Source organism: Parapedobacter luteus, assembly GCF_900168055.1.
In the GTDB taxonomy this organism is placed as follows: Bacteria; Bacteroidota; Bacteroidia; order Sphingobacteriales; family Sphingobacteriaceae; genus Parapedobacter; species Parapedobacter luteus.
The window spans coordinates 483,013-509,700 of the sequence record NZ_FUYS01000004.1 but is presented as its reverse complement, the minus strand read 5'-3'; the positions used below and the strand labels follow the sequence as shown (position 1 = coordinate 509,700).

At 47.7% G+C, this 26,688-nt stretch carries 24 protein-coding genes and 1 pseudogene; 11 read left to right on the top strand and 14 right to left on the bottom strand.

What is annotated here, in order from left to right; all coding sequences use genetic code 11:
- The 9 genes and pseudogenes from B5X72_RS11140 to B5X72_RS11100 form a co-directional block, all read right to left on the bottom strand.
- Positions 1–190 (bottom strand): helix-turn-helix domain-containing protein (locus B5X72_RS11140; protein ID WP_139378648.1); only part of this gene is annotated, 190 nt, incomplete at its 3' end.
- 930 nt (positions 191–1,120) lie between these two features.
- Positions 1,121–2,305 (bottom strand): N-6 DNA methylase, encoded by a 1,185-nt coding sequence (locus B5X72_RS11135; protein WP_079716953.1) that lies wholly within the window; start codon positions 2,303–2,305, stop codon positions 1,121–1,123.
- Positions 2,305–3,156, bottom strand: a complete 852-nt coding sequence (locus B5X72_RS11130) for a hypothetical protein (protein WP_079716952.1) — start codon at positions 3,154–3,156, stop codon at positions 2,305–2,307. Before B5X72_RS11130 ends, B5X72_RS11135 begins: the two co-directional genes overlap by 1 nt.
- Positions 3,156–4,889, bottom strand: a complete 1,734-nt coding sequence (locus B5X72_RS11125; protein WP_079716951.1) for a hypothetical protein — start codon at positions 4,887–4,889, stop codon at positions 3,156–3,158. The genes B5X72_RS11130 and B5X72_RS11125 overlap by 1 nt, the downstream gene beginning before the upstream one ends.
- Before the next feature lie 116 nt (positions 4,890–5,005).
- Entirely contained in the window at positions 5,006–5,944 is a 939-nt protein-coding gene (locus tag B5X72_RS11120; protein ID WP_079716950.1) for a hypothetical protein, read from the bottom strand.
- The gene (locus tag B5X72_RS11115) at positions 5,934–7,940 is read right to left on the bottom strand and encodes an ORC-CDC6 family AAA ATPase (RefSeq protein ID WP_079716949.1); all 2,007 of its coding nucleotides are present in this window, start codon (positions 7,938–7,940) and stop codon (positions 5,934–5,936) included. Before B5X72_RS11115 ends, B5X72_RS11120 begins: the two co-directional genes overlap by 11 nt.
- Positions 7,941–7,951: 11 nt before the next feature.
- Positions 7,952–8,842: a phosphoribosyltransferase-like protein gene (locus B5X72_RS11110; RefSeq protein ID WP_079716948.1), complete on the bottom strand. Its 891-nt coding sequence runs from the start codon at positions 8,840–8,842 to the stop codon at positions 7,952–7,954.
- 369 nt (positions 8,843–9,211) lie between these two features.
- Positions 9,212–9,382 (bottom strand): annotated as a pseudogene (locus B5X72_RS11105) (integrase core domain-containing protein); the annotation flags it as partial.
- 158 nt (positions 9,383–9,540) lie between these two features.
- Entirely contained in the window at positions 9,541–9,852 is a 312-nt protein-coding gene (locus B5X72_RS11100) for a helix-turn-helix domain-containing protein (RefSeq protein WP_217698131.1), read from the bottom strand.
- Between the two features lie 814 nt (positions 9,853–10,666).
- Between B5X72_RS11100 and B5X72_RS11095 the strand changes: the two genes are divergently transcribed.
- Genes B5X72_RS11095 through B5X72_RS11085 form a run of 3 tightly spaced genes read left to right on the top strand, consistent with a single transcriptional unit; the run spans position 10,667 to position 16,314 of the window.
- The gene (locus B5X72_RS11095) at positions 10,667–13,624 is read left to right on the top strand and encodes a SusC/RagA family TonB-linked outer membrane protein (protein ID WP_139378647.1); all 2,958 of its coding nucleotides are present in this window, start codon (positions 10,667–10,669) and stop codon (positions 13,622–13,624) included.
- Between the two features lie 2 nt (positions 13,625–13,626).
- Positions 13,627–14,994, top strand: coding sequence for a RagB/SusD family nutrient uptake outer membrane protein (locus tag B5X72_RS11090; RefSeq protein WP_079716944.1), 1,368 nt, complete (start codon positions 13,627–13,629; stop codon positions 14,992–14,994).
- Positions 14,995–15,018: 24 nt separating this feature from the next.
- Positions 15,019–16,314 carry a TlpA family protein disulfide reductase gene (locus tag B5X72_RS11085; protein ID WP_079716943.1) on the top strand — a complete coding sequence of 432 codons (1,296 nt, stop codon included), beginning with the start codon at positions 15,019–15,021 and terminating at the stop codon, positions 16,312–16,314.
- Between the two features lie 68 nt (positions 16,315–16,382).
- On the opposite strand, the gene B5X72_RS11080 is transcribed toward B5X72_RS11085, so the two are convergent.
- The 3 genes from B5X72_RS11080 to B5X72_RS21190 all read right to left on the bottom strand — a co-directional run bounded on the left by B5X72_RS11080 (position 16,383) and on the right by B5X72_RS21190 (position 18,413).
- On the bottom strand, positions 16,383–16,727 hold the full coding sequence (locus tag B5X72_RS11080; RefSeq protein ID WP_079716942.1) for a hypothetical protein: 345 nt from the start codon (positions 16,725–16,727) through the stop codon (positions 16,383–16,385).
- Positions 16,728–16,834: 107 nt separating this feature from the next.
- Positions 16,835–17,770, bottom strand: coding sequence for a hypothetical protein (locus tag B5X72_RS11075; protein WP_079716941.1), 936 nt, complete (start codon positions 17,768–17,770; stop codon positions 16,835–16,837).
- Positions 17,771–17,822: 52 nt separating this feature from the next.
- The gene (locus tag B5X72_RS21190; protein WP_079716940.1) at positions 17,823–18,413 is read right to left on the bottom strand and encodes a cyclic nucleotide-binding domain-containing protein; all 591 of its coding nucleotides are present in this window, start codon (positions 18,411–18,413) and stop codon (positions 17,823–17,825) included.
- 361 nt (positions 18,414–18,774) lie between these two features.
- On the opposite strand from B5X72_RS21190, the gene B5X72_RS20785 reads away from it, so the two are divergent.
- From B5X72_RS20785 to B5X72_RS11040, 6 genes are all read left to right on the top strand, one after another.
- Positions 18,775–18,915: a hypothetical protein gene (locus B5X72_RS20785; protein ID WP_176146169.1), complete on the top strand. Its 141-nt coding sequence runs from the start codon at positions 18,775–18,777 to the stop codon at positions 18,913–18,915.
- Positions 18,916–18,925: 10 nt separating this feature from the next.
- Positions 18,926–20,005: a lysophospholipid acyltransferase family protein gene (locus B5X72_RS11060; protein ID WP_079716938.1), complete on the top strand. Its 1,080-nt coding sequence runs from the start codon at positions 18,926–18,928 to the stop codon at positions 20,003–20,005.
- Positions 20,006–20,060: 55 nt separating this feature from the next.
- On the top strand, positions 20,061–21,137 hold the full coding sequence (locus tag B5X72_RS11055) for a sensor histidine kinase (RefSeq protein WP_079716937.1): 1,077 nt from the start codon (positions 20,061–20,063) through the stop codon (positions 21,135–21,137).
- Between the two features lie 3 nt (positions 21,138–21,140).
- Positions 21,141–21,893: a LytR/AlgR family response regulator transcription factor gene (locus tag B5X72_RS11050; RefSeq protein ID WP_079716936.1), complete on the top strand. Its 753-nt coding sequence runs from the start codon at positions 21,141–21,143 to the stop codon at positions 21,891–21,893.
- Positions 21,886–22,482 carry a hypothetical protein gene (locus B5X72_RS11045; RefSeq protein WP_079716935.1) on the top strand — a complete coding sequence of 199 codons (597 nt, stop codon included), beginning with the start codon at positions 21,886–21,888 and terminating at the stop codon, positions 22,480–22,482. Before B5X72_RS11050 ends, B5X72_RS11045 begins: the two co-directional genes overlap by 8 nt.
- Positions 22,483–22,556: 74 nt before the next feature.
- Complete coding sequence (locus B5X72_RS11040) at positions 22,557–22,859, top strand: helix-turn-helix domain-containing protein (protein WP_079716934.1); 303 nt, start codon at positions 22,557–22,559, stop codon at positions 22,857–22,859.
- A 234-nt stretch (positions 22,860–23,093) separates the two neighbouring features.
- Here B5X72_RS11040 and B5X72_RS20570 read toward each other — a convergent pair whose 3' ends face one another.
- Together B5X72_RS20570 and B5X72_RS11035 are read right to left on the bottom strand one after the other, a co-directional pair.
- A complete protein-coding gene (locus B5X72_RS20570) occupies positions 23,094–23,297 on the bottom strand; it encodes a hypothetical protein (protein ID WP_139378645.1) in 204 nt (67 codons plus the stop codon).
- 90 nt (positions 23,298–23,387) lie between these two features.
- On the bottom strand, positions 23,388–24,548 hold the full coding sequence (locus B5X72_RS11035) for an ATP-binding protein (protein ID WP_079716933.1): 1,161 nt from the start codon (positions 24,546–24,548) through the stop codon (positions 23,388–23,390).
- A gap of 316 nt (positions 24,549–24,864) precedes the next feature.
- On the opposite strand from B5X72_RS11035, the gene B5X72_RS11030 reads away from it, so the two are divergent.
- Together B5X72_RS11030 and B5X72_RS11025 are read left to right on the top strand one after the other, a co-directional pair.
- A complete protein-coding gene (locus B5X72_RS11030) occupies positions 24,865–25,758 on the top strand; it encodes a DUF6266 family protein (RefSeq protein ID WP_139378644.1) in 894 nt (297 codons plus the stop codon).
- A 108-nt stretch (positions 25,759–25,866) separates the two neighbouring features.
- The gene (locus B5X72_RS11025) at positions 25,867–26,316 is read left to right on the top strand and encodes a DUF5675 family protein (RefSeq protein WP_079716931.1); all 450 of its coding nucleotides are present in this window, start codon (positions 25,867–25,869) and stop codon (positions 26,314–26,316) included.
- The last annotated feature ends 372 nt before the right edge of the window (positions 26,317–26,688 follow it).

Genomic DNA, 26,688 nt, shown 5'->3' with positions numbered 1-26,688 from the left:
TATCGGCATTCAGGTAAACCTCCAGTTCGCTGTCGTCAAAAAGCAGGAGTTCGCGGAAGCTGAATCCGCTCTCCCCGAACCGCTTCAGGTAACCGGCAATCGTACGTCTGTTGATCCCGGTTTCCTTCTCTATGGCCCGCTGGGAAAAGCCACGGTCAAGAAATAATAATAATTGTCTTATCCTGTGCATACTAATGGGGTTGTTTGCCATATCGTTAGAGTCTTGTCGACGCCTAACTTAGCAATCCTTAAACTCCCCGTGGTGCACTTGCAGCGGAATTATTGGTGTACTTTGTGCCGGAATGGCAGTTCCTGAAAATCAATCAGAAAACCAACCTAATCCTAAACAACCCTTACAGACTGGTGTACTTTGCCCCGGAATCGGTGGTGTATATTGGAGCGGAATAGTGGTGTACTTTGGCTCGGAATATCCAGCTAGCAGTTCCTTATATTACCCCACCGATCGCTGGAAATTTAACTGAGGAAGATATGAATAAATACAAACATTACCTTGACTCATTATATTATACGAGAAGCTTGAAAGTTACAGGTTCGTAATGGCCCGGAAGCTATCGTGTGACGCTAATTGGGCGGAAGTGGCCGGATGAGTTTTGGAGTTTGGCGAGATAATTCTTATCTTCGTCCTAGGTTTAGGTTGATAGCCCCTAATCCCATTGGGGCGGATTCCCGTTATCTTTTAGGTAACGGGTTTCTTTTTATCACTTCATTGTCTTTTTAACATATCTTAACAGTCCTGCTGTAACAAACCGGGGCGGGAATGCGTTATATAATCAGTTAGTAAGATTTGTCTTTTCATAATTTAGGTTTATAATTGGTTAGTTAGCAAGCCCCGATTCTCCCCGTTTCGGGGCTTTGCATTTGCGGCTTTTATGGCGTATACCGCAACGTTGGATTCTCATCATTTGCTGATATGGATGACAATGGCGCGATAGGCCTTTTTCGGAATGATAAGGAATCAAAGCTTGTAAAGTTCGTGCGGAAGGTGATCAGATTGCTGAGATTAGAGCTTAATTTCAATACTATAAAAATATCAGCGATTAGCGTCGATTCTCATCAACCACTTTATTCGGAATATTAATTTTTATCCCTTTGCATTGTCTTATTCGGAAAAGTCCACTTTTTTAATAGGAAAATTCATCAGATCGGACAAGCTAATTACCTTTGCACAAACTCCATGGGAATTCGCTTTTAACCATTCTTGGCCTTCTTTTGAAGTTAGGGACTTCCATAACGCCGAAGCTTGTATGTCAGGTAGTGTTATTTTTAACAAACAATCTGAAATAGGTAATTTTCCACTTTTGATTTTAGCTATCTTCCCGATTTTTCCCACTCTTGAGATAATTATATCTCCTGCCTCAGCGCAAACAAGGCCGTCCAAACTTTTACCTTCTTCATCCCCAAGATCTAAGTTGGCAGATAGGTTGGGCAAATTCGTGGAATGCAGATACTTAATTTTTAGTTCTTTTAATTCTTTATGTGTTTTGTTTCCCCGTTTTATTATTGGTTTCAAATTCTTTAAACAGATTTGACCTTTGTTGAATCGGTTCGCTTTTTTCCATTTGTTGTATTTGTAATCCATCCTTTCGACCAAAGTGTCTTGGTTAATGTCGATCTGGTCTACTATTTCCCCGAGTTTATTAGATAGGAAGACAGGAACAAAAGAGCTAGTTGATGAACCTTTTTCTATTATGACGATATGAGTAAGTGCTTCAGTTTTTTTAAAAATGTTTTCTGGGAGTTGGATGACAGCCTTAACATTATGTGCAGCAAGTAAAGATGATCTTAGCGATATAAATTCTTTTCCCGTTATAAGCCCGTCGGGGAGTATTATTCCTAACTCACCTTCTCTGCCTAAAATTTCCAAGTTTTTAGCAAGAAACAATATGTCAGAAGTAATTTTCCTTAAGCCCTTGCATTCATGGAGTTGCGCTTTTTCAAAAATGGTAAGAATATCTGGAGTGGGGCTTACTTTAAGATACGGTGGGTTACAGATAGCTATATCAATCGAATCAGAAATGTTAAGCCTCTCTATGATGTTTTCTTTGATCGTATCTAATTGAAACGATTTAACGTTCGGAAACTCACTCCTCATCCTTTGGATGGAACTATCATCAATATCTGTAACATAAAATGAAGCGCTAGACCACCTTTCAAATGCAGCACGAAACAGAGCACCATCACCAACACCTAATTCAACAATGTTTTTGGGGTTGGAAATAGATAGGTTGTCGACTAACAACTTCGAAAATATATGATTTGTATAATATCTTCCTAAAATATCCATTATAAACTAAAATAGACTTTTTTGTAATTCTTATATAATTTCAACCTGGTATACGAAGGACGGGGAGGAGCCAGACGCGAATAAAACGTCTCGTAATATTCGTTAAATTTTTCTCGGTCTTTTGAATAATTCCATGACCAAATGGTATTCTGTTTCTTTTTCACACCGTCCAAAATTAACCTTTTGAGTATTCTTTCAAAGAGAAAGTTGTTTGATATCCTTACTGTGTTATGGCAAACGGAAATAATATTTTGAAGCGTGTTGAAGTCGCACTTTATCGGTTTTTCAACATTGTGAAAGTGTTTGTCCAATCCTAATGAAATAGCATTTTTTGATCCAAATTTACCAAATCTATGGACAATACAATGCCTTAATTCGCAAATTTCGCTAAAAGAGTCCAAGTTTGAAGATAAATCAGGTGAAAGACTTGATTCTTGAATATTAAGATTTAGGAAATTATTGATAGAAGTAATTAAATTTTTTTTGCCCGCGAACGAGATGTCCTCGAAAAGAGCTTCGGGAAGTGTATTTTTTTTATTTGACAATACAGCTCCGTAGGTTACCTGCCTCTTTTCACACGTATTTCTACAAGTGTCGTCTACAAGGATTAATCTTCTGAATAACGCTCTAAAATAACTCTCGATGGCGGATACGTAACCGAGAATAATAAGATTTCCCTGTACGGCTGAGGGAGTCGCTGTCATCAATTTGTTAATTTCTATGCCATTAGTGATAAAATTATCAATAGGAGATATGTCCAAGTCAATATGGCTTCTATCAATCGCTTTATTGAGGTCATAGGGTGTTAACCCAGGAAGGACGGCATTGGCTGAAGGTAAAACTAACATCATTAAGCTAAAAATTCATCAACGGTTTTTAATACTTCATTATAAATCTTATTTGACCTTATTTGCCCAATTTGGGGGATTTTCCTAAGTTCTGAGCCTGGATCTTGCAAGCTAATTATATCGCCGACTGTATTGAGTTTAACTGCAACCAACCGATCTTTCGTCCAGTTTGTTAGCGGTAGTTCATTCACGGAAATTTTCAAGCATGTTTCGAAAGCCGATTGATTTACTAACTCGTTGCCACATATATGGCAAAACCTCTGCTCGGGTGTCAGTCTCGGCGTGCTGCAATTTTGGCAAGGAGGTAAATCAAGGGTTAATCCGTCTAATTCTTTCGTAGTTAAAAGATTCCTTATTGAGCGTCGTAGTGGTTGTTTTCGAGCTTTCAGATTTATTGAATTTAGGACTTCCTTAAACCCTCCTTTATTTGATTTTACAAAGGTCCTATTTTGTATTAAGAATATCATATGAGGAATATACCGTCTATATTCTCGTCGTTCATTACTTCCTTCTTGTTGGCCATGTTTGACAGGGATATCTTCGTATAGCAACCCAGCTTCAATAAGAAAGCGTATCATTCTATCAGCCAATTTGTATTGTTCAATGCTTTCACTACTAATTCCTATCATTAGATTTCTCTCGTCTACTAACCTGCTGTTATCATCTTTAATTTCTTGAGTTATTTGTTTAAATAAACGGTTTCCAGACTCGATTACCTTCTTGTACTGAATCAATTTTTGAGAAATGGATAAATATTCGGTTTCTATAAACTGCGCCTGTTGTTCTATAACAGCATTAAATTTAGCATTAGCAACCTTTTCGGGCCTTGACCTATAATTTCTAAGTAAGCTTATAAATGCCCTCGGAACTCCAAATGAAGAAAATTTGAATAGCTCAATCAGTTCTGTGCTTACTCCTTCCTTAAAATTTTCGAATCGTTTTTTTATTAAACTATCCATGAATGATGAGTATGTCGGTGATTCAACGCTCAGCCAACATTTAACCATTTCAGCATCATGGTTGACGTGGAATCGCGGCCCGAATTGGGTTGTGCCTGGATAAACCGAAGCCTTGGGATTTATTATTTTAGTTTTTAAACTCCTAAAGATTTCGAAAAACTCAACAAGGTATTCCGGCGTTAAGGTCAAAGCGGCGTCATCTAACATTAGGATTAATCGCTTTCTGCCTGTTACTATTGTTAGTTGTTCTAACAAGGTAACAAGCCAGTTGATATTTAGGGCACTTATCAAGAGATCGTCGCTTAATTGCGATGCTTTCAATTTTTCTGCTTTTGCGACAAATTCTTGAATCGTCTCTTTGGTTAACAAATTCGAATCTTTAGCCCACGAAGGTACTGACTCCTTTTCATCCTCAATAATGCTAATCGCGCTCAGCAGAATCTTGCATAGTACCCATGTGTGAAAAATTTGAATCGCGTTCGGAGCCTTTGTCAAAAATGGCTCAAGATGATAGTATTTACTAAATGATACGAATAAAGAAAGAGGTTTGCTTTTATCTTTTTGACATTTCAGGTGAGCAATTTTCATTTGATGTGTTTTGCCGGTACCCCTTGGACCAACTAATAATTTTGCGCCAACACCAAGCAATTTTTGTTGGATGTGATTAAAATGTTCGTTCTCAACGTTCCAAAGCTCCAAATCAGTATCATTTATATAGTCGGATCTTTCTTCGAACTCTTTCTCATCGTAAACACTAGTCGTGGAAAAAACAGTCATAAATAGCGAAATAACAAGTTGATATTAGACATTGCCGTAAAACTAAGGAATCTTTAAATTAGATTATTGAATGAATATCAAAGCTAACTAGAGTTTAAGGGTAGATTTGAAATTATTCAATTATGCCAATCTGCCTCGCGAGTAAGTGTATTGTAGTCAATATTGAATAGGTGCCAATTTCCAATGCCTAGCCCCTTACCTAACTTTTCCTGCGGATGGTCATATAGGGCTGCGACCTTGGTTTTAGGCATTAGCACTAAAAAAAGACAGGCTCCAATATTCATTGGTTTTGTCGCAAAAGGAGCGATAAACATTTCCCAATCGTCTTCCAGTCCCTTATAAATATACAGTAATTTGTTGTAAACTGAAAACGGGTCAGTCGCGCCGCAGTAATTTACACCGCCAGTAATTCGCCTATCTTTCATTACAGTTAAATTATTTGTGAACGAGTGCATTTCCCATCCAGGCGAAAATGCAGGCACTCCAAAAACGACGCAACATTCCGTGCCGTGGATTTGTGTGTCTTCCAGCGCTCGGTCGATCCGTTCGGACTCAAACCCGCATAAAAAAACAACTTTTTGAACAACATCATTTGTTATTGTTAAAGAATGGCCGGGAATTGCTTCAAGTCCGACCGATTCGTCGCATAATTCAAATTCCCTCATACGTAAGATTTCTTTAATGCCTTTATTTTGATTGTATTCACTTGGTTCAATATAAATAATTGAGAACATATTTTTATTTAGGTCTTTAAACGATTGTAAAAGAATAAGTAATTCAGCAAAATCTAAGCTGGTCGCATCCAAAATTACTCTATGACCATTAAAATGTTTGAGTTCATCATTTACATCGTCCTTATCGACTATGATTCCATCAATTTGAACCTTGAATTCTTTGGGATGATATTTAAATGTTATTATTTTAGCCGTGTTTTCTCTGATGAAATCTGAAGCGATAGCGCACCTTTCATCATTCTCTCTACCTATAATTCCATAATCCCATGCTTCAAATATCAACTGATCGCTGTTAGCACCATATTGCATTTCAATTCCCATGTTCTGAATGTGTTAGGTTTGAAAATAGGTTTAGCTCATCCGAGATAGGCATCATATTCCACTTTTTTAAGGTCACCCGTAAAAAAGATTCAAAATCTTCAAAACTCCCGCAAATAATCGTTTCAATCTGATTTGGCTGTAGATCAATTCGTCTTTTTTTTCGATAGCTGATGTGAAAGTAAGGTGCATAAATGGGATTCAAAACATATTCAAAATCCTCTGTTTCCAACTTGCTCTTGCCGCCCTTTTGTTTTGTGATTTTGTTTTCATAAAAAACGGACCACGTTATAGCTTCTTGTAAAAGCGATTGTGCGTCAGAATTCAAAATCCCCTTTATACTAAAATGATTTTGTTCTGGCTCACTTTGCGCGATTCGTTTTTGTGCATATTTAAAATATGTACCGAGTCTTAAAACCATTGTATGAAGCTTATTGCCGAAGTTTCCAAATGATTTAACCTCTTTTAAAAAACTTGCGCTAGCTTGCTTCGCAGCGTCGGCTTGAGATTTAACACTGATTTGCCTGAGGTTACTGGAACTCGATAACCTTTCATTGGTTATTGATTTGAAGCATAATTCTAGGAAATGTCTTAGATTAGTTTTTGATAATAAACAAAATGAGTCAAAACCAGCGTACAGAGGGCATGTTCTTCCTAACGGTTCATATATCAAAAGAATACATCCAAACAAGTTGTTATGCAACCAACCAGTATTGCCCGTAAACTTATTCTTTTGGCCGTTTTCTAGTTTTTGAAGTTCCAATAAAATGTCATCAACATTTACGCCTTTTCTGGACAGAAGCGAAGGTATAATAATTGTTGCAGCTGGCTGATTGTGTAGGACAAGTCGTTCAGGTCTTGTCGTTTTGGACTGGGATTGTAATGATTGCTTCAATAGCGCTTCGTGTCGGTTCCGTAATACTGAGTCTTCTAATATTTCCTTAGCAATCAATTCGAGAGACATTGAAGGAAGAAAGTTATTAGCAGCTTTTAGCACTCTCGATTTGTACTCTGGCGATCTCCTTCTATTTAAGGATTCGGAAGATGAACTTCTTAGATCATTAATGGAAATAGGTGAGTCAACTACGTTATTTTCGATTTTCATCAACCGCAAAAAAAGTATCTCTGCAGCGAATAAATCAAAACTGATAGCGCCTTCATAATAGGACTCTAAATCGTATTCTCTATAATCATGTATTTCGGAAAGTTGTTCTTTCCCAATAGTTTGCTTTTCGACGAATGAGTTCCTTTTCATTGCCAAATTGAAAACTAGTGGTATTTCGCTGTGTTTTAACCACGTGTTTATTAGCTTTTGTTGTTCTTCAAGTAAGTTTTCATATTCGTCGATATAAACAAAGAAATTTGAATTCTTAAAAACTGCCACCTGTTGAATTAATTCAGAAAGGAGTTCGTTTACGAAGATTTTTGGAAGGAATACTGGTTGCTCAATTTGCCTAATCGATCCAACCCATGTTTGAAAAGCATTAAACTCACGCCGTAAAAATGTTCTCAGCTTCATGAAATTACCTGGTATAGCTTTATTAAAGCTGTCTAAAATGCTTAAATCAAGCTTTTCAAGTTCGGACTGGTCAAAACCAACGAAGCTCGAATTAGAGATACTTTCAATGCTTTTTAACACTTCTTGACTTATGAGTAAAGTGGCCATATGTTCAAACGCTTTCTCCCAGATTTCATTTTCCAAGCCCCTTTTTGATAGCTGTTTCGCAAATTGCGTATCTATTTTCCAATATAGCCCAATATGCTTTAAATCGTCTTGAGTTATATCTATTCTTTTCGGGGAAAATTGTGTTTGATGACAAAGGAACCTAAGTAAACTCGTTTTTCCACAACCTCTCCCCCCCACAATGACCCTAGGCTTTCGAGCAGTCAGTAAGTCAAGATTATCATAAAATGGAGGGATTACAAACTCTTCCCAAATGTCGAACCCTAATTCCTCTGCTCTATTTTGTGCTAACGGATTTTCTTGTCTTATATTCATTTGACAAAAATTTAATGATGAAATAACGAATTCCAATTACTTGACTGATAATGAAGAATTTGTAGGGAATTGTCTGGGGCAGCATGTTCAAAAGAAAGCGTTATTTCTAGGTTGCCATAGCCGAAAGGCGTAACTGGATCAAATGGTATCGCTCTATCCGTCATCAAATGTTTATAAAACTCCCTTGCCTCATCTTGCTGCCCTTCAAAATAATTGTTAAAAAATGAGTGGGCTTTGGTTACTAGGAGCTCGGCGTATGTTATATGCATGTTTTTGGTAGAGTGTTTAACTTGATTGATCCCTAGTTCGTGGGCGATTAGCGGAGCATATACAAAACAACCTTGTTCAATCTCGTTGTATATATTGGCATACACTAAGGTGTCATCAAATTGTACGCCGGTTCCTAGAAAATCGTCTATAAAGATAAACGCTTTAACTCCGTTTTCGATACTTCTTTTTATATCGCTGGGATAGATCATCCATTTCTCTTGGATTCTAAAATATCGTTTGAAAAATCGCAAGATTTCGAAAGAACTTTTCGTTACTGGACTTTCAGTTGTAATTACTGGGATGAATCGAACAAGGGGATCGATTATTTTGCTTTGTACATTTAAAGGGAATTCTGCCATCTCCTTGAGCCCAATTTGTCTAAAAGTGTTGTTCAGACCTTTGTTCAAGAGGTTATTAATGAGAGAAAAGGTTTGTTGATTCGATCTGTAAATTAAAGAGTCAAGTACACACGCCGAAAAATACTTTTCTTCATCTGTTTTAAAATTTTTCCTCCACGCATTTAGTTGATTTATGTCGATTCCACTCCATATTCCTGACTCAATTAGTGCTTGACATCGATCTCGAATTTCGTTGTAATAGATATTCCATTCAGGAGGCAATCTAATTGGCATATTGATAAATAAAGATAAATGATGAGTTTTGCTTTTGATATAATTGCGCTTTATTTATTTTTCCATAAGGGTTTCTATAAATAAGTCACATATATTTTTTGAGTTTAAAAGTTTACGTTAGATTACAACGATAGTCATGTCTTAGCAAAGTTAAAAAATATATTGTCAGTTATAGACTATTTGGGGAATGCTAATTTTTCTAATATTGTCTGATTAGCATACCATTGTTTGACCTCCCCTGACCTCCTCCCGAATTCCGAGTCGTCCCAAATAGAGGATTCGGTTTTTTTGACCTGACTTTCTATGAACATTTCGGGGGGCGTATCCCCAGATACTGTGCGGCCTGAGCGTATTGTATTCCACCCTTCAGGCTTCAGTTTTCTCCCTTGCATCCTCCAGCGACAGGAACCAATTCGTGTTGAAGCGCTCGTCCCGGAACCTCCCGTTAAAGGACTCATTATACCAATTATCTGTAAGTTTTCTCGGCCTAATAAGTTCCGCTTTCTTCTCGTATGCCCATTTATCCATCTCCTTGGAGATATTATTGATAAAGCGCAGAGCGAAAACCAGCATATTGCCTTGATTCAATATAATTAGAGCCAATATCAGAGTATTTTGCTGTGTAAGCGCCGTCGTTCCTTCAAAAATAGCAAATCAGGTCCAATTAAAATTCTTTGTCTGCATTTATGTGGTGTTATTTAAATTCGGGATTGCTGCTCATCATTCCATTCCTCCTTTTTCTTAACCGCTCTTTCCTTCTTGGTCAACTTTTCAACGTCAATGTTGAGACCATTGGCTATTTCCAATAAAGTGGAAAACATAAAATCCTCTTTTGCATTTTCAATGTTACTGATTTTTGCATCGTCAATCCTAGATATCTTTTCTGCAAGTTGGACTTGTGTTAGCCTAGCTTTCTTACGTTCTCTCTTAAGATTAGAGCCGATACGCTTATATATTTCTGAAAATTTATTTATCATTAAATCAGCCTGTTGTGTAATTTTATTTGGCAATATTGCCAGATTGATATATTTTTATTATGTTTGTCATCGTATTGAAAGCGACAACAAAGTGTTGTATTTGATTATACATCACTAACGACGTCTCTCTCGTTTGAAAAAACCGACTAATTTTTTACCCACGAGAAGACCGCGAGTTCGCCCATTTTAACTGGATGTTCTATATTTGCCTATATAGCACCAGTAGGGCGGACTTTGCGTCAGACTTTTCGGGGGTAAAACTGGCAATCTCGTGAAGATAGCTGGGAAAAGGTTCCTTAGTCGGTTTCCTTCAACCGAGAAGCAGCAAAGTTCGCCTTATTGGTTTTTGATGCCAATCCGGCTTTCCTACCTGCTTTCAGCGACTTCGTTTACATAGCTAAAAAAGATTATGGAAACGACATCCACCAAACCACCAACGCACTCCCACCGCAAGCCTCTTGCGGCAGGTATCGCAATTTGCGATATCAAAAAAGTGCAACCCCAATCCCTTCAATCCAATATAAAGAACGTCATTGCAGGGCCTGAATAGGCTATCCGAAAACACCGCAGCCGGGAAGCGCATAGGGGAGGGCCTACATAAAAGACGCTACCCCAAAAGCACGGGCAATAAAAAGCCCACTTCCCACGGCTGCCACCGACCCCAATGCTGAAAGAAAAACCCGTTTTTAGCTCAGGTTGGAGAAGGTGTTTATTTTCGGTTTCTTGCAACGAACCCTAAAAATAGATGCTTTAATCCATACTTGCAAATAAACGGTGAAAATTCCTTCACGTTGGTGGTCGGTTTTTGGAGTGATTAATTTCATAAACGACTAAAAACCAATGAATAGTGAAGCGAAATTTACGCTTATGGGGATGCTATGCCTTTATACAAAAAGCAACTAAAGATTTTCTATGTGTGCAGACCCTTGCGCAGGCACCGGCCCACCCCGGGCCGGGCCTCGCAATTGGGGTAATCATGTTCTTGATGCCGTTGGCCATGAGTCACACGGCACATGCGCGCCAGCAACATCAGGCGGCAGACCGTGTAGCCGGTTCGGGGGATACCAGCCGGACAATGAAAGACACCCTGCTGCTGGAAGAGGTGCAAATCAATGCTGGATATTATACCGTAAAGGATAGGGAGCGTACCGGAAGCATCGGTAGGGTGGATGGCAAGACCATCGCCCGCCAGCCCGTTGGCAATCCGCTGGCGGCCCTCCATGGGCAGGTGCCGGGCGTGGAGGTCACCCAGCAGTCCGGTGTGCCCGGTGGCAACGTTGTCCTCCGCATACGCGGGCAGAACAGCATGCTGAATGGCAACGACCCGCTGTATATCATCGATGGCGTTCCTTTGTCCGCTGCCCAAAACCCGCTCAACCAACTGAACAACGCAGCCGGAGAAGGGGCTATCAGCAATATCGGCGCGGGAATAAGCCCTCTTAGCCTGCTGAATCCTGCGGATATCCAATCCATCGAGGTATTGAAAGATGCCGACGCCACGGCCATATACGGCTCACGGGGCGCAAACGGCGTGATCCTGATAACCACTAAAAAGGGCGTGGAGGAGCGGCTGGCCGTCAACGCCGGTTTCCGTACGGGCTTAAGTACGCCCGCGCGGTCAATGGACATGCTCTCAGGGCCCCAATATCTGACCATGCGCAAAGAAGCGTTTGCCAATGACGGTATCGAGCCAAGCTCAACCAATGCGCCCGACTTAATGCTGTGGGATACCACCCGATACACAGACTTCAAAGACCTGCTGATAGGGCAAGGTGCGAGGTACAATGATGCCCAACTGTCCATAAGCGGCGGTTCTGCCCGGTCCAGTTACCTTATCAGCGGTTCGTACCACGATGAGAGCACGGTGTTTGACGCGGAGGTGGCCCATAGAAGGTACGGCCTGCACAGCCAGGCCACCTTGCGCAATGGCGCAAACAACCTCCGGGTGAATAGTTCGTTTACGGTGTCCTCGGCTTCCAACGCCTTGCCGGTGCGTGATTTGACCCGGTACATCAAAACGTCGCCTTTTTTGCGGTTATATAATGATGACGGCTCGCTGGCTTGGGAGAATGGCGGCATTCCCTACCGCAACCTCGGGCTCCAGAATGCGAATCCGCTGGCCTTCCGTAATCAGGAGTATGACGCTACACAGCTCAATATCATCGGCCAGAACACGGTCTCTTACCTGCTGACGCAGGAGCTCTCCGTGTTGGTAAACACGGGTTTCAACGTGGTCCGCAATGATGAGCACAGCCGGAACCCCAGCACGTCGATAGACGCGTTTTCCAGCACAAGGCCCAGTGCCAGCTTCTCGAACAGCAGGACGGTAGGCTGGATGGTAGAGCCGCAGGTCAATTACCACGTGCAGCGCCCATGGGGTGAGCTTTCTGCCCTGCTGGGGGCAACCTGGCAACACCAGGGCATGGAATCCACCTCAAACAACGGTAGCAATTATTCCAGCGATTTGCTGCTGGGCTCGCTAAGTGCGGCGGGTAACATTTCTGCGCGAAATAATGCAAACGAATACCGCTACCAAGGTACGTATGCAAGGTTAAATGTAAACGTCAGGCGCAGGTACATTTTCAACATCACGGGCAGGCGTGACGGTTCCAGCAGGTTCGGCCCTGAAAACCGATTTGCCAATTTCGCCGCCGCCGGCGCAGCGTGGCTGATCAGCGAAGAGGCGTTTCTCCGGCAGGTTCCCTGGATTTCGTTGGTAAAGCTGCGCGGCAGCTTTGGCGTGACCGGGAATGACCAGATAGGCGATTATCAGTATGTAGATCGCTGGACGCCTGGCTACTCCTCGTACGTTGGCCTTTCCACATTGTTGCCGGCGGCGCTGTACAACCCATCCTACAATTGGGAGCGCAACCGCAAGCTCGATGTTGCATTGGAGGGGCGCTTGCTGAACGAATCGATTGGAGTGTCGGTGAATTATTTCCGAAATGTTTCGGATAACCAGCTGATGTTGTATACACTGCCCATCCAAACGGGGTTTGCATCGATATTGCGGAATATGCCCGCTACGGTGATCAATAAAGGGTGGGAGGTACAGATCAACTATGACTTGCCCGTCAGGTCCGGTTTCCGGTGGTCGTCAGCGGTAAACCTTTCGATACCGCGGAATACGCTGGCCGATTTCCCAGACCAGGCGAGCTCCAGTTACCGCTCGCGGTTCGTCGTCGGAAAGTCATTATCGACAGACCTGAGATACCGGTACCTTGGCGTTGATCCGGGTAGCGGGATGTATCATTATGTTGATGCGGATGGCGATGGGGAATATACCGTGGCAGACGCCGTGTTCCCGGCTTCCCGTGATACGTACCTCTTCGGCGGGTTTTCCAATACGGTATCATACCGGCAGTTTGAGCTGGGTATCACTTTTGATTTCAAGAAGCAGGATGGTTATAACTACATGTATGGTATGGGAAGCACGATTCCCGGATACCGCTATAGCAACCAGCCCGTCATCGTCCTGCAAAGGTGGCAGCAGCCGGGGGATATCGCACCGGTGCAGAAATTTACGACGGTCACCGGGGAAGTGTACAGACGGGGCACCCTGCTGAACAGTTCGGATGCGGTCATATCGGACGCATCGTTCATCCGGTGCAGGAATGTGTCGTTGGCTTATTCGTTTCCGGCGACGCTCACCCAGCGTGCCGGGATATCGGGCCTCAGGCTGATGGTGCAGGGCCAAAACTTATTCACCGTCACCGGGTACAAAGGCGCTGACCCTGAGAACCAGGATTTATACGTGTTGCCGCCCCTTAAAACTTTTGTATTGGGTATTGAAATAACGATTTAACCATGAAAAACAGCATCAAAATATCGCTTTGGTCGGCAGTGTCCGCCATGCTCATGTCCTGTGAGTCTTTTGTAGACATCAATCCCTCGCCTCAGATGATGGAGTCAAAAGACGTATTTACCACCGGCCGGACGGCGGAAGCTGCCGTGGATGGCGTATACGCCTTCATGCGTACGTCGTCGCCATCGCTGCTCAATGGTGCGCTGAGCATCTATTGCGGGCTTGCCGCCGATGAGCTGCAGGTTTCGTCCGAAAACGAGTTGTATAGCCCGTTTTACCACAATGCACTGCAATCCGGCAACTCCACGGTATCCTACCAGTTGTGGGATGTGCCGTACCAGACCATTTACCGTTGCAATTCCATCCTAGAGCAATTGGATATGAGCGCATCCCTTCCGGCTGGAATAAAGCACACGCTCGCCGGAGAAATGAAATTGGTGAGGGCGCTGCATTACATGTATTTGGCAAATCTGTTTGGGAAGGTGCCGCTGGTTCTCAACACAGATTATGAAACGAACGCAAAATTAGGGGGATCAGCTATCGATGAGGTACGGCAACAGGTCATCCGTGACCTGCGGGAGGCGAGCAACCTTTTACCCGAAGCGTATCGGGGCGTAGGCAAGATACGGCCAAATAAATGGGCTGCGCTGGCTCTCTTGGCTCGTGCCTACATATATGCCGGTGAATACACAGATGCGCAAGTCGTAGCATCTGCCGTTATCGACGCAAACGAATATGGACTCGTGGCTGACTTACAGGATGTCTTCGGCATCAACAGCGCGGAGACAATATGGGAAATTGCACCGCCTAATAATACAGGAAATACGGCTGAGGCGGGGGCATTGCTCCCGCCGGGTGCCGGAGCCGCTCCCGCCGTCCTCCCGACACCATCACTGGTCGCCGTTTTCGACGCGGATGACCGGCGCATGCGTTGGTTCAGCAGCCAGGAAGCAATAGGTCAAAATGAAGCGTACATCAATAAATACAGGTACCAGACCTATGACGCTACCATGGAATATTTGGTGGTTTGCAGGCTGGCAGAACAGTACTTGATACGAGCAGAATCGCGTATTCAAAGCAGAGACCTCGAAGGCGCGAGAGCGGATATCAATGTCATCCGGCTTAGGGCGGGCATCGATACCCTCACTACGCTTGATGAAACGTTGCTGATGGAAGCGCTCAGGGAGGAGCGGAGGAGAGAGCTGATCGCAGAATGGGGACACCGGTGGTTTGACCTGATTCGATGGGGGATGGCTGATGACGTGCTGGGTGCCGCAAAGCCGGGCTGGAAAGCGACTGCCGCTTTATTTCCCATCCCCTACGAACAACTGCTGTACAACCCTTATCTGACGCAGAACGCAGGGTATTGAGTGAACACAAGATAACATGCAAACATGAAAAAGCAACTATTAATCGGCTTGGTGCTATTCAACGCATCCCTGGCCGCTTTTCCGCAAGTCAAGCCGCTGGATGTCGGCGATACGGTGCCAAGGCTTGTACTGCGGGAAGTCTACAACCATCATGCAGATTCCATCGATTTTGGGGATTTGGATGGAAAATTGATCATCCTTGATTTCTGGAGCACCTATTGCTTGCCTTGCTTGAAAGCATTTCCAAAAGTAGACAGCCTGCAGGCCACTTTCAAAGACGAAGTGCAATTTATCGCCGTGAGTCAGCATGACCTTACAGAAACAACTGATTTCTTCTCAACGCGCCCTTTCATACATAAACCGGATATTCCGTTTGTTACCACTGATAGCATCCTCCATCAGTTGTTTCCCCATCTTGGCGTACCCTTCCACGTGTGGATAGATGGTGAAGGTGTGGTGAGGCACTTGGCCGACGGCTACAACCTCACGGCCGGCAATATAAGGCGCGTATTGGACAACAGACAAACTACAATAACAAGGGCGGTAAATAATGTCTACAAGGAAACCATTTTTGACCCAGAGTTTCTCTCTAATGTGGTGTACGCCTCTTACCTGGCGAGATATGATTCAAGTAATGGGCTGAAACTGGAAAAGCGCAAAACAGAAACGGATTATACAACATCAGGTGATGTAGTGACGATGTATCAATACCTCTATCACGAATTGGGTGAGCTAGGTTTCAACCCGTTCCGCGCGGGAAGGACCCGTCTTGCTATACCGGATTCGACGTTCTACAAGATGCCATCGGAATACACCGGAGCCAAGGCCTTGGCTTGGATGAATAAGCATTTTTACTTCTATCAGATTCAGGTCCCGGAGACGGGTGCGGATTTGTTTGGTCTGGTGAAGTCGGACTTTGAACGGTATTTTCCCATAAGGTCTTCGATAGCGGAGGAAAACGTGGATTGCTGGGTGCTGATACGGACTACCACACAAGATCTGCTGGCCACAAAAGGCGGCAAGACAGCGCATACGTTCGTTCAGCAGGATATACGCTTTGGTAAACTTGACTCGGTACGAAGGTATATGAATAGACCTTTTTCTTCATTTTCATCAGCGTTGGGCGCTCATATCGAACACATCACAGGCATGCCTTTCATAGACGAAACTGGATACGAAGGAAACGTCGATATCTTTTTTGCAGGCGAAACATTAGATCAGCCGTCAATTGATGGATTTAAGAGCGAATTGAAACGATATGGGCTGGATTTGATTAAGAGGCCGGAGAAAATGAGTGTCTTGATACTGGAGGTTCCTTGATCGGATTAAAATAGAAAGGGTGCCGGCGGACAGGTGCCGGCACCCATGAAAACCGATAAGAAATTTTGTTATAAATTGTTTCTGCGGATAACTTCACTCGGACTCGGAGACTCTATCTCCGTATTGTCAGGCAAGTCATCATCCGCTGATCCGTATAAACAAATGTTGCCGGCAAGGTCTTTGCATCCCTGAGCAGCAATCACTTCAGACTTTGTTCCTGTAAACGCCGGGCTACCAACGGTGTGTGTGCCCGCCGCATTTACGTTGTACCAAAACATAGTTTGTTCAATTTCCGTTGGATTTTCCTTCACCACCGGTTCTTCCCCAACCTTGGCGACTTCGTGCTGTGTAGTACCCGGTACATACAGCACGGCGGCTATCAATAAGCCTGTTATTGTTTTTAGTATGATCATCTTACAATGTAATTAGTTTGGTGTGGTTGGTATTTAGATGGCCTGCCACCGGCCATGTGTCTTTCTTGCGGTCTCCCCATCCTTGATGGTCAGGCCCCGTTGATTGGTCAGGGGTCCATGGTCCGCCTCCTTCCGTTAGCTGTTTCGGTGTGTCTATGAATCGGGCTGAACCGGGCTTCAACAGCCATCGGCCCGTAGGCGGAGGCCAGGGCTTCCCAATCCTGCGGTGCCAGGGGCATCAGGATGCCGTCTTTGCCCAGTTTTTTGTTGCGGTACCGGCGCAGCTCGTAGTCGGGCTGCAGGATGCTGTTGGCAATGCCGGCCAGGTAGAGGAGCGGCTCCGGCTGCCCGGCGGGAAAAGCCATCGCCCGGCGCTTGCCGTACCGCAGCAGGTAAAACCTGGCGCTTTCCCCGCCTTCGCCATGGGCGGTGTAGCGGAACTGCCTCCCGTCTTCATCCAGCCCTTCGGAAACCCAGGCAAGGAATTGGTTCAGCGGTTCGGTGCTGTTGAGGCCGTATACCCACATGTCGATTTCCTCTGTGAGCGTCTCACCCGGGCGGCCGCCTTCGAACAGGTTGGTGCGCACCCAGCGGACGCGGTCCCACGGGCCGAGCATTTCAAGGTCATCATCCAGCGAAGCAGGGAGGTCCGCTTCCAGGTAAAAAGCCGCAAACAGTCCGTCCAGCCATTGCATGAGCAACGGGTCGCGTACGATGGGGCAGCGCGCATAGCGCATCCATGTGCGTGCATACCGCCATTCGACGGCGCCGTCGCGCAGGGTGAGGTAGGCTGTAGCGCCTGCCGGCCGCAATGTGCTGGAAAGCCGGATGATAAACGGGTCGGCGTCCGGGTCGGCAGTGAGATGCGGGCCCAGGGGGATGAACGGTGACATCAGCAGCACGCCTTTGCGCATGTGATTCAGCCGGAGGTGCCGCCGGTAGTGGCCGATCATCTCCGGCGTGGTGGCGGGCGTCGGGCCGGAGGCCCCGGCCCGGGCGATGATGGCTGCTGCTTCAGCGATTGTGTCTTTCGTTTTCCTCATGGAAACAAAAGTAGGGGGCTTGTGGCCGCGGGTAAGTCCCACCTTGGTGGGACTAATTTCGGTTTCTGTCCCGCAAGTAGCGGGCTTTGGCGCGGTAGTAGCTTGTTCTGCTCATGCGAAGCAGCTGCCATTGGGGCGCATCGGGCAACCTTATCGCCTGGCTTCCATATTGCGCCATGTACACGCAGTAGCGGGCATAGCACGTGTCTTCGCTGTCCAGCGCAATGAGCAGCTCCAGGAAATTGATTTTGCGCTGCTTCATCACCTGCACCAGCTCGGCAAAAGCGGGGAGGCGCAGCTGAGCTTCGCGCGCTTCGGCTACCGGAAGCAGCAGCAGCTCCGTCTTTTCAAGCGCAGTGTATTCCGCCTGGCGCAGCCGCGGGGTAAAGGGGTGCTCCGTGCCGGTGAAGTAGTCCATCGGCTGCATGAGCTCGCACAGCAGGGGGGTGCCACGGCTGTTTCTGCGGTAGCCGGCCACGAGGCCGGAGAGCACGATGCAGAAGAAAGGAAAGCGCTCGGTCTCCAGCTTGATGACCTGCTGTTTGGCGTACCGCCTTACCTTCGAACGGTCCCGGACGAGCGATCGGCTGTCTGCTCCTAAGGCAGGGCAATGCTTGGTCCAATAGGTAAATAGCCGCTCCATAAGGTTGTTTGACGGCGGGGAAATTAAACGTTGATTGCATAGCCGTCAAGAGACAGCGGGTGACATGCCGGCGCCGGGTGTGCTGAGGGCAGGGGAGAAGGGCCTGTACCCCCGCTCCGGGGAGCCAATACGCAACGAAAAACGAGTGACTCCGGATGACATGCCGCGGAAAAAAAAGGCAAGAAAAGTCAATTTCGTGGTTAGAAACGTGTTGTTTACGAAAAAAATCGTCGTAGATGGACATTTTTATACAGGTTTACGGCACGATTCGGCGATATCCTTTGGCCAAAGGGACAGGCAGAAGCCGGGGCCTGCACAATAGACAAATCCGGCGATGTAGCATAGAAAATAAGAATCAACGATGGACTTAATTCAACTGTTAATCGAGCTTGCGCAGATGTTGGTAGCCAACATCCTGCCGTTTTTCAACCTGAATGATCTGTTCAGCCTCACGGCTGGCGACCCGCCGCCGGTCGATAAGTGCGATATCTTTATCATTTAACGGAGAGGTCATGAATCCCCTCGATAAATACAAATACCTTGACTATCCGCAGGCCGTGGAGGCCATCACCAACGATACCATGGCCTTCAATCCGTTTGCGCACGAACGCGGGAGCCGGCTTTTTGCGTTCTTCACGGCCAACCTGGCCAATTTTCTCCCCGATATTCCGTACGCGAGCCATTTGCCCTTATTGCGCGAGTGGGTACGCAACCAATGGCTCGCCTGGCTGGAGCAGGGTTATTTTGCCGGCAAGCTGCCCATACGGATAGTGGGGTGGGAGGAGGCGCTCGTAGCACGGATACGGGAGCAGCCGGGTATTGTATGTACCATGCATACGGGATCGTACCGGCTGCCCAGTTACCTGCTGGGGCATGCACGGATACCGTTTGCCCTGGCCGTATCACGGCAGGTGGTACGCAAGCAAGGCGCTGCCTTCCGCAGCTTGCACAAACGCCTGCGGTTGCCCGGCAAGGCGCGGATGCATATCGTGGAGGCCGACAGCCCGGGGGGCGTACTGGCCATGGCCAGGCTGCTGAAGCAGGGCTATCAGTTGCTCATCTACATCGACGGTGATTTGGGGGCATCACCCGTGGAGGCGGGCAATCTGACGCCGACGCCGTTTTTGGGGCGGCAGCTGCTGGTGCGCAGGGGCGTGCCGTTCCTTTCGGCCCGGCTGGGCGTCCCCATCCATCCGCTGCTCTGCTTCAGGCGGGAGCAAAACGAATGCTTGGAGGTGATAGCGCCTCCGCCCATAGTGGCAGACGGCGGGCCGACGGAAGGCTACATGGCCTCGGCGACCGCCGCCATCTATGGTGCGTTGGCCGAGCAACTGCGGTACCGCCCTGCGCAGTGGGAAAATTGGCCTTACCTCCACCGTGTCACGGCCGCTATGCCGGACGACGAACAGTTTGCCGGGCCGCCTGATGTGCAGGCTGCGCTCAGCCAACTGACGCCCGCGCACTATGCGTTATTTGCGGCGCAAGGGAAATACTACCTCATCCGTAAAGTCGGCTATAAAACTGTTGTGATTGATAAGGTGCTGTATGACAGTTTGATGGAATACTGGTATGGGGTGCCCGTGGATGCCTGACTTGCCGGTTTAGCTTTTGTTTTGTACCTTACGACAACCGAAGCTAAACTGTCCTATGAGTAAAAAACAGAAACTAATCGTTTGCCTGGCGCAATTGGGTTATTGGGCCAGCTATTTAATGGCAATGTTATTTTACAACAGTGAATTTTATCCTCATCGGCGCACACGTGATGTCGTGGCGGTGGTCTTGGTCATTATCCTATCGTTTTACGTGCTTGTTGCATTGTTTTACCGGTTGTCCAGGGTGCGGGCCTCACAGCTGTTGAAGGTCGTGCAATGGGGGGCAATAGCCGTGCTGGCTGTCGTTTTGCTGGTGGGGGTTGGCTATAAGTTTGCGCACCAGTGGGCAACGGCGTGGCTGGATATCCAGTTTGTGCGCGACGGCGTGGAGGCGGGGTTCAGGCGTTTTGTGCTGGCCATGCTGCCTACGTACCACCATTGGCTGTTGCATGCCGTGCTTATCGTCGTGATTATCCGGCTGCTGCAAAGCGGCAGGCGGCACAAGCTGACACAGGAAGAAAAGCACCAGGCGGAGATCGCCCGGATGAAAGCCCAGCAGGAAAGTGAGCTTAATGAATACCGCTTCCTGTCGGGCCATCTTAGCTCCCATACGCTTTTCAACGTGCTGAACGGATTGTATGCCGATGCGCTGAACTATTCTGCCTCGATGGCGGAGGCTATCCGCTGCCTTTCTAAAGTGCTGCAGTACTCGGCAATGTGTGCACGCAAGCAGGTAAAACGAGTACTCATGCGCACCGAACTGGAGGAACTGGCTGCCTATATCCAGCTGCAGCAGTACCGGTTTCCGGGTGTCGAGGCGGTAGCATTGCGGATTGAAGGCTCGCCGGGCGGGCACGTGATATCACCGATGGCTACCATCTCGCTGCTCGAAAATGCGTTCAAGCATGGGAAACAAGGGGAGACGGTGCGGGTAAACGTCCGGTATCATCCGGATAGTGTATCACTCACCTGCATAAACCGGCTGAGGGAGCGCGGATCGCCCGCACCGTCATGGGGCACCGGCCTGGAACACCTCAGGCGGCGGCTCGAACTGGCTTTTCCCAACGCCCACCGGCTTGAAACGCGGGTGGCCGACGGTTGTTTTTTTTCCAACATAACCATTATGCAATAGCCTATGGAACGTTTGAAATGCATGGTCATAGACGATGAGGATAAGGCGATAGCGCTGATGCGGAGGTACATCCAGGGGCGGCCCGATTTGCTGCTGGTGCATGCTACCACCGATGCGGAAGGCATCGCCGCGCTTGTGAAGCGATACGGCGTATCGCTCCTCTTTCTGGATTTGGAGATGCCGGGCATCAGCGGCATGGAGCTCCTGGCGCAGCTCGGCGAGCGTGTACACGTGGTGGTGTGTACGGCTTATGCCGATAGGGGCTCGGAATGTATCGATGCCGGTGCGGTGGATTTCCTGGCAAAACCGTTTGACCGGGCTCGCTTCGGCAGGGCGGTGGACCGCGCGAAGTGGAAAGACGCGCTGGGCATGGAGCAGGCGCAGCTCGATGATGGGCGGCTGGTACTGCCCGGCATCGGCAAGGGACGGTTTATCCAGCTGCTGCTTGATGATATCGATTACATCGAAGCTGAGGAGCATAACGTGGCGATACATACCGTCGAAGCGACGTTCCAGGGCGGCATAACCATCAGCGAATTGGAAAAATTACTGCCCCCGAATAAGTTTTTGAGGATACATAAGAGTTATATCGTAGCACTCGACCGGATGCGGCGCGTGGAGCATGATAGGCTGCACGGCATGCGGTTGCAATCCAATATAGGCCTGCCGGTGGGGCGTACCTATAAGGCGGCCCTGTTTCATTACCTCAACAGGCGGATGCCGGGCGGCCCAGGCGATAGGAGTACGGATGGCTAAGCCGATGCGGACGACGGCGGCGCTCGCCGATGGGGTGGAACGGCTGCTCAGCTTGCTGGACAGCCTGAACGAAGCGCGTTGGATGCGGGAGGTCGACCCCTGGCTGTCATTCAATGCGCAGGTACAGGCGCTGCTGGACGACTGGGATGGCCAGCAGCAGCGTTGCCGGCAACAGCTGATAGCAAGGGCGGCCTTGCATGGTATGGTTGGCCAAGCCGAGTTTCCCAGTGCGGGAGCGGCGGGTATGTATCACGAAGACCAGCGGCAGTGGTACCGGCACTTTCTGGGCGAGTTGCAGCAGTATGTCATCGGTGGCGCCGAAGAGCGTTGCTTGCGGGTGTCTGTCACGGTGGTGGAAGTATTATTTCTGCTGAGGCTTTTCGTGGATGAGGGCGTGATAGAGGTACGGCAGCTCAAGCCGGTATTCAAAGCACTGAGCCGGTACATGGCCACGCCGCATCAGGAACGGCTCTCCTATGAAAGTATCCGGAAGAAATACAGCACCGCCCCGGGCGAAGCACGGGTGAAAGTAAGCCGGCTGCTTGAACGATTGCTAAACCGGGCAAAAGCGGATTTGCCCAACAACTGACAACACCGAACCGGATCATTTACCAAACCATAAAGGAAACATGTCTTTTTTAACTTTTAAAAACGGAGGTCTTTATGCCAAGGAATCCTTACTTATCTGCACCGTCTTCATTCGGGGGCGGGTTGGCCAATGAAATCGTACCACTGCTTCACCTGCTGGCCGAGTTGCTGAAAAGGCTGCTCGCCGGTCTGGGCAATCCGGCGCACCGCCATGGACTGCTGCTGCCTGAAGAAGTCTGCATGATGCTGCGCATCAGCGATCGCACATTGAGACGGCATACCGAGCAGGGTATATTGAAGCCCCTGCGCATCGGCGGGATGCGCTACTACCTGATGGATGATATCATCCAGTCCGGAAGAGACGGCAGCGTTACCTGACGCTTGTTTTCCGTCGCAACACCCCGCCGCTCATCCGGTGGCGGCGGCGGTTGTTGCACGACCGGCCACTTACCGGCCGGTTACCTTTTTTTTACCGCTTGTATACCCCTTCCTTACTACTGGCTTACCCTTTCCATACCCCTGGCTTACCCATTCCATACCGATTCCATACCGATTCCTTACCGATTCTTTACCCATTCCATACCGATTCCATACCGATTCTTTACCCTTTGCTTACCGATTCTTTACCCTTTGCTTACCCCTCAGGTAAGCGAAGGGTAGGGAAGGGGTAAGGGAGGTGTAAGGCAACAGCGGCCAATCCCTGCATGCTGCGGCCACCGGCGGCCAATACCGGCCACGGCCTTCCGGCCGGCGGATTAGCCCGCTATGTTTGCCCTTGGAAACGGATAGGTACCGGTACAGAATGGAGTAAATCACGTCGGCAGCATCGCCGTTTCCCGCTGCCGGCAGGTTTTTTAACGATTAATTTTTAAGGCTTCCGGCTACAAGGTAGTGCGGAGACCTTGATTATTCGTTGTGCTTCCAACCAATCACCTTGGTATTACTGCGTACCAGCGCTTGATCACCCCCGTAGATAAGATGCTTATTGACATTCGCAGGTTGGGCGATATCCGAAAAACGCTGTAAGCCCTTGAACAATTCGCTGGTCAGTGTTTGTGTAGCCTTAATTTCATAAACATCAAAGGCCTGTGCCGTTTTAAGGAGGAGGTCTACCTCCAGGCCATTATGATCCTGCCAGAAATAGTATTGCCGATGTTGGTAGTGATGCTCATTGATTTTCTGGAAATTGGAAATGATGAGGTTTTCAAAGATATTCCCTTTTAGCCGATTGGTTTGTAACGCTGGTTTTTCCCGGATTTCCAACAGGTAACTTATCAGACCGGTATCATAAAAATATAGTTTCGGTGTCTTGACCAACCGTTTATTGAAATTCTCATGATATGGATACAATAAGAAAATCAGGTAACTGCTTTCCAGTATGGATAGCCATGCCTTCGCGGTAGGTTGGGATATATTACATTCATTGGCTATTGCATTGAGGTTTAGTAATTGCCCGGCACGCGCGGCGCATAGCCCTAAAAACGTACGGAAACTTTGGGTATCCCGGATGTTGACCAGTTCGGTGACATCTTTTTCGATGTATGTCCTTATGTAGTTGTCATAAAAATCCACAGGATCGATCCTCCGGTGGTAAACGGCTGGATAACCGCCATGGATACAAGCATCAGCATACGAATTGGGCAGTATGCCCACTTGTTCCATTTCCTCGTGGTCCAATGGGAGCAAACGGAATAAGGCGACACGGCCGGCCAGGGTCTGTGTGATATTCTTAAGTAAATGGAAATTTTGTGAGCCTGATAAGATATACTGTCCCATCTGGCCCGACTCGTCTACCGTGGTCTGCAAGTAGGAGAACAATGCAGGTACACGTTGGACTTCATCAAGTATCACATGTTCAGCATAGAGCTGAAGAAAACCATTTGGATCGTCTTCGGCAAAAGAACGATTGTCTGGGTTTTCCAGTGATACATAGGTGTAATCCGGAAAAAGTGACTTTAATAGGGTTGTTTTACCGGATTGGCGTGGGCCAGTAACCGCTAAAATCGGGAACTTATCCTTACGTTTGCTAATTTCATACGATAAGCTTCTTGGGATTAATTCGTTCATTCGCTGTCTCGTTAATACACAAATATCGGTTTATTTTGAAATTTATAATAATTAAATTTGAAATTTCTGGCAATCAAGTTTGAAATTTATAACAATTAAGTTTGAAATTTTGTAGTTCCATAAATGGTCGGTTACAAACCTTGAATAATTCCCTCTCCAGGCCTATTCGATCTAATAAATTGATTCAGTGATCGAAATCAATCAACACTAAAAAAGGATTGTACTTTGCCGTTATTTCCTTGATTAAATGCTGTTGCCTAGAAGTGATCATCATCTCAAAGGTAATCAAATCATCTAAAGAATTTAAATGGCGGAGATGGCAACAGCGGCCAATCCCTGCATGCTGCGGCCACCGGCGGCCAATACCGGCCACGGCCTTCCGGCCGGCGGATTAGCCCGCTATGTTTGCCCTTGGAAACGGACAGGTACCGGTACAGAATGGAGTAAATCACGTCGGCAGCATCGCCGTTTCCCGCTGCCGGCAGGTTTTTTAACGATTAATTTTTTTAAGATCATGGGAAGTTTCAGAAAGGGAATCCAAGGCGGATTCTCCGGTAAAGTCGGCAATGTGGTAGGCGCCCACTGGCGCGGCATCGATTACATGCGCAGCTTGCCACGGGTATCCAAGGGCAGGGTTGTCACCGAGGACCAGCTGGTGCATCGCGTACGGTTTGCCTGTGCGGTCAACTTTGCCAAACCGATCAGCTTCGTGTTTAACGCAGGGTATGGCAAGCTGGCTAAGCAAAACCTGAGCGGGTACAACCTGGCCGTGCGGCAGATTTTCAAGCAGGCCATCGTGGGGGAGTATCCCGACTTCGAGGTAGACCCGGCCTTGGTACGCATCAGCGAGGGCGACCTCGTACGGCCGCGTAACCCGATGGTGGAGGTGCTGTCCGGTCAGTTGCTGCGCTTCACCTGGGCAGACCATACCCGCCGGGGGATCAAGGCCGACCACAGCGATCGTGCCATCGTGGTCGTATACAACCCCGCCAAGGCGGAATACCAGTATGACACCCAGGGTGCGGAGCGCCTCGACGAGGAGCTGCTGCTGGAGCTGCCGGATTATTTTGCCGGTGACGAAGTGCATGTCTATCTCGGCATGGTGAGCAAGACGGGTGGCAACGCCTGCAATAGTCTCTACCTGGGCACGGTGACGGTAGACGGAGGTGAGGCCTCCGCTCCGGAGCCTGAGGAGGAAGACGAGCCTTAAAGGCTCTCGGGGCGCTTAGCCCAAGGCAGCGGGGCGGGGACGGCCCCGTTGCCTTTTTCCATCGCGGAGGCGTATTGCGCTTGCTGCAAATCAACAAATCGGTAACAAATGGAACCAATCAGAATCATCCGCGTGGCGCAGGGAAAGAACAGTACCCTCAGCCACCTCTATATCGGCGGCCTGTTTGCCTGCTACCTGCTGGAAGACAGCGTCCGGCCGGAAAAAATCCCCGGCATCACCTGCATCCCCGAGGGGGAGTACGGCCTCTCGCTCAATCCCTGGGCGGGAATGAATGCCCGGTACGCGCCGAAGTACCCGAAGCTGCACCGGGGCATGGTGGAAATCACCGAAATCCCCAATTACCAGCTGGTCTTCATCCACATCGGCAACTACCACACGCAGACGGCGGGCTGCCCGCTCACCGGCTCGTACTGGCAGCTGCTGGATGGCGACTACCAGGTGCTGCACTCGGCGGCGGCATACAAGTACGTGTATCCGCTGCTGGTGGGGGAGATGGAGAAAGGGAATAATAGGGTGGTGGTGGAGAATAGGTTTTAGCCCGTTGCTCCACGTCTGGATCCGGTTCGCTTTGCTGCCGTCTCCTAGGTCGTGTCTGCAACGGGCGTAAAACCTGTGTAGGGTGGAAGTTGATGGGTGGGAGAATCGGTTTTAGCCCGTTGCTCGCCAGCTGGGATCTCCGGCGCTTCGCTTGGACCTCCAAGGCTGGCTCCGCAGCAGGCCTAAAACCTGAATGGGGTAGGGTTTTTTAATTTCCCCCCAGCTGCTTAGCAAACCCAAGAGAAACCTAGTGGCGAGAGCAAAGCGAGGGTCACAGTTTCGGTGGGTTTACTAACAGCAACCCATCCCAGGCCGTGTCTGCAACGGGCGTAAAACCGGGTTGGGAATTGTGGGGTGGGTTTTTAATTTCCA

Excerpts from the sequence above, each read along its gene's own strand:
- B5X72_RS11135 (WP_079716953.1), bottom strand. The coding sequence starts at position 2,305 with ATGGATATTTTAGGAAGATATTATACAAATCATATATTTTCGAAGTTG.
- B5X72_RS11130 (WP_079716952.1), bottom strand. The coding sequence starts at position 3,156 with ATGATGTTAGTTTTACCTTCAGCCAATGCCGTCCTTCCTGGGTTAACA.
- B5X72_RS11125 (WP_079716951.1), bottom strand. The coding sequence starts at position 4,889 with ATGACTGTTTTTTCCACGACTAGTGTTTACGATGAGAAAGAGTTCGAA.
- B5X72_RS11120 (WP_079716950.1), bottom strand. The coding sequence starts at position 5,944 with ATGGGAATTGAAATGCAATATGGTGCTAACAGCGATCAGTTGATATTT.
- B5X72_RS11115 (WP_079716949.1), bottom strand. The coding sequence starts at position 7,940 with ATGAATATAAGACAAGAAAATCCGTTAGCACAAAATAGAGCAGAGGAA.
- B5X72_RS11110 (WP_079716948.1), bottom strand. The coding sequence starts at position 8,842 with ATGCCAATTAGATTGCCTCCTGAATGGAATATCTATTACAACGAAATT.
- B5X72_RS11090 (WP_079716944.1), top strand. The coding sequence starts at position 13,627 with ATGAAAAACAGCATCAAAATATCGCTTTGGTCGGCAGTGTCCGCCATG.
- B5X72_RS11085 (WP_079716943.1), top strand. The coding sequence starts at position 15,019 with ATGAAAAAGCAACTATTAATCGGCTTGGTGCTATTCAACGCATCCCTG.
- B5X72_RS11080 (WP_079716942.1), bottom strand. The coding sequence starts at position 16,727 with ATGATCATACTAAAAACAATAACAGGCTTATTGATAGCCGCCGTGCTG.
- B5X72_RS11075 (WP_079716941.1), bottom strand. The coding sequence starts at position 17,770 with ATGAGGAAAACGAAAGACACAATCGCTGAAGCAGCAGCCATCATCGCC.
- B5X72_RS21190 (WP_079716940.1), bottom strand. The coding sequence starts at position 18,413 with ATGGAGCGGCTATTTACCTATTGGACCAAGCATTGCCCTGCCTTAGGA.
- B5X72_RS20785 (WP_176146169.1), top strand. The coding sequence starts at position 18,775 with ATGGACTTAATTCAACTGTTAATCGAGCTTGCGCAGATGTTGGTAGCC.
- B5X72_RS11060 (WP_079716938.1), top strand. The coding sequence starts at position 18,926 with ATGAATCCCCTCGATAAATACAAATACCTTGACTATCCGCAGGCCGTG.
- B5X72_RS11055 (WP_079716937.1), top strand. The coding sequence starts at position 20,061 with ATGAGTAAAAAACAGAAACTAATCGTTTGCCTGGCGCAATTGGGTTAT.
- B5X72_RS11050 (WP_079716936.1), top strand. The coding sequence starts at position 21,141 with ATGGAACGTTTGAAATGCATGGTCATAGACGATGAGGATAAGGCGATA.
- B5X72_RS11045 (WP_079716935.1), top strand. The coding sequence starts at position 21,886 with ATGGCTAAGCCGATGCGGACGACGGCGGCGCTCGCCGATGGGGTGGAA.
- B5X72_RS11040 (WP_079716934.1), top strand. The coding sequence starts at position 22,557 with ATGCCAAGGAATCCTTACTTATCTGCACCGTCTTCATTCGGGGGCGGG.
- B5X72_RS11035 (WP_079716933.1), bottom strand. The coding sequence starts at position 24,548 with ATGAACGAATTAATCCCAAGAAGCTTATCGTATGAAATTAGCAAACGT.
- B5X72_RS11030 (WP_139378644.1), top strand. The coding sequence starts at position 24,865 with ATGGCAACAGCGGCCAATCCCTGCATGCTGCGGCCACCGGCGGCCAAT.
- B5X72_RS11025 (WP_079716931.1), top strand. The coding sequence starts at position 25,867 with ATGGAACCAATCAGAATCATCCGCGTGGCGCAGGGAAAGAACAGTACC.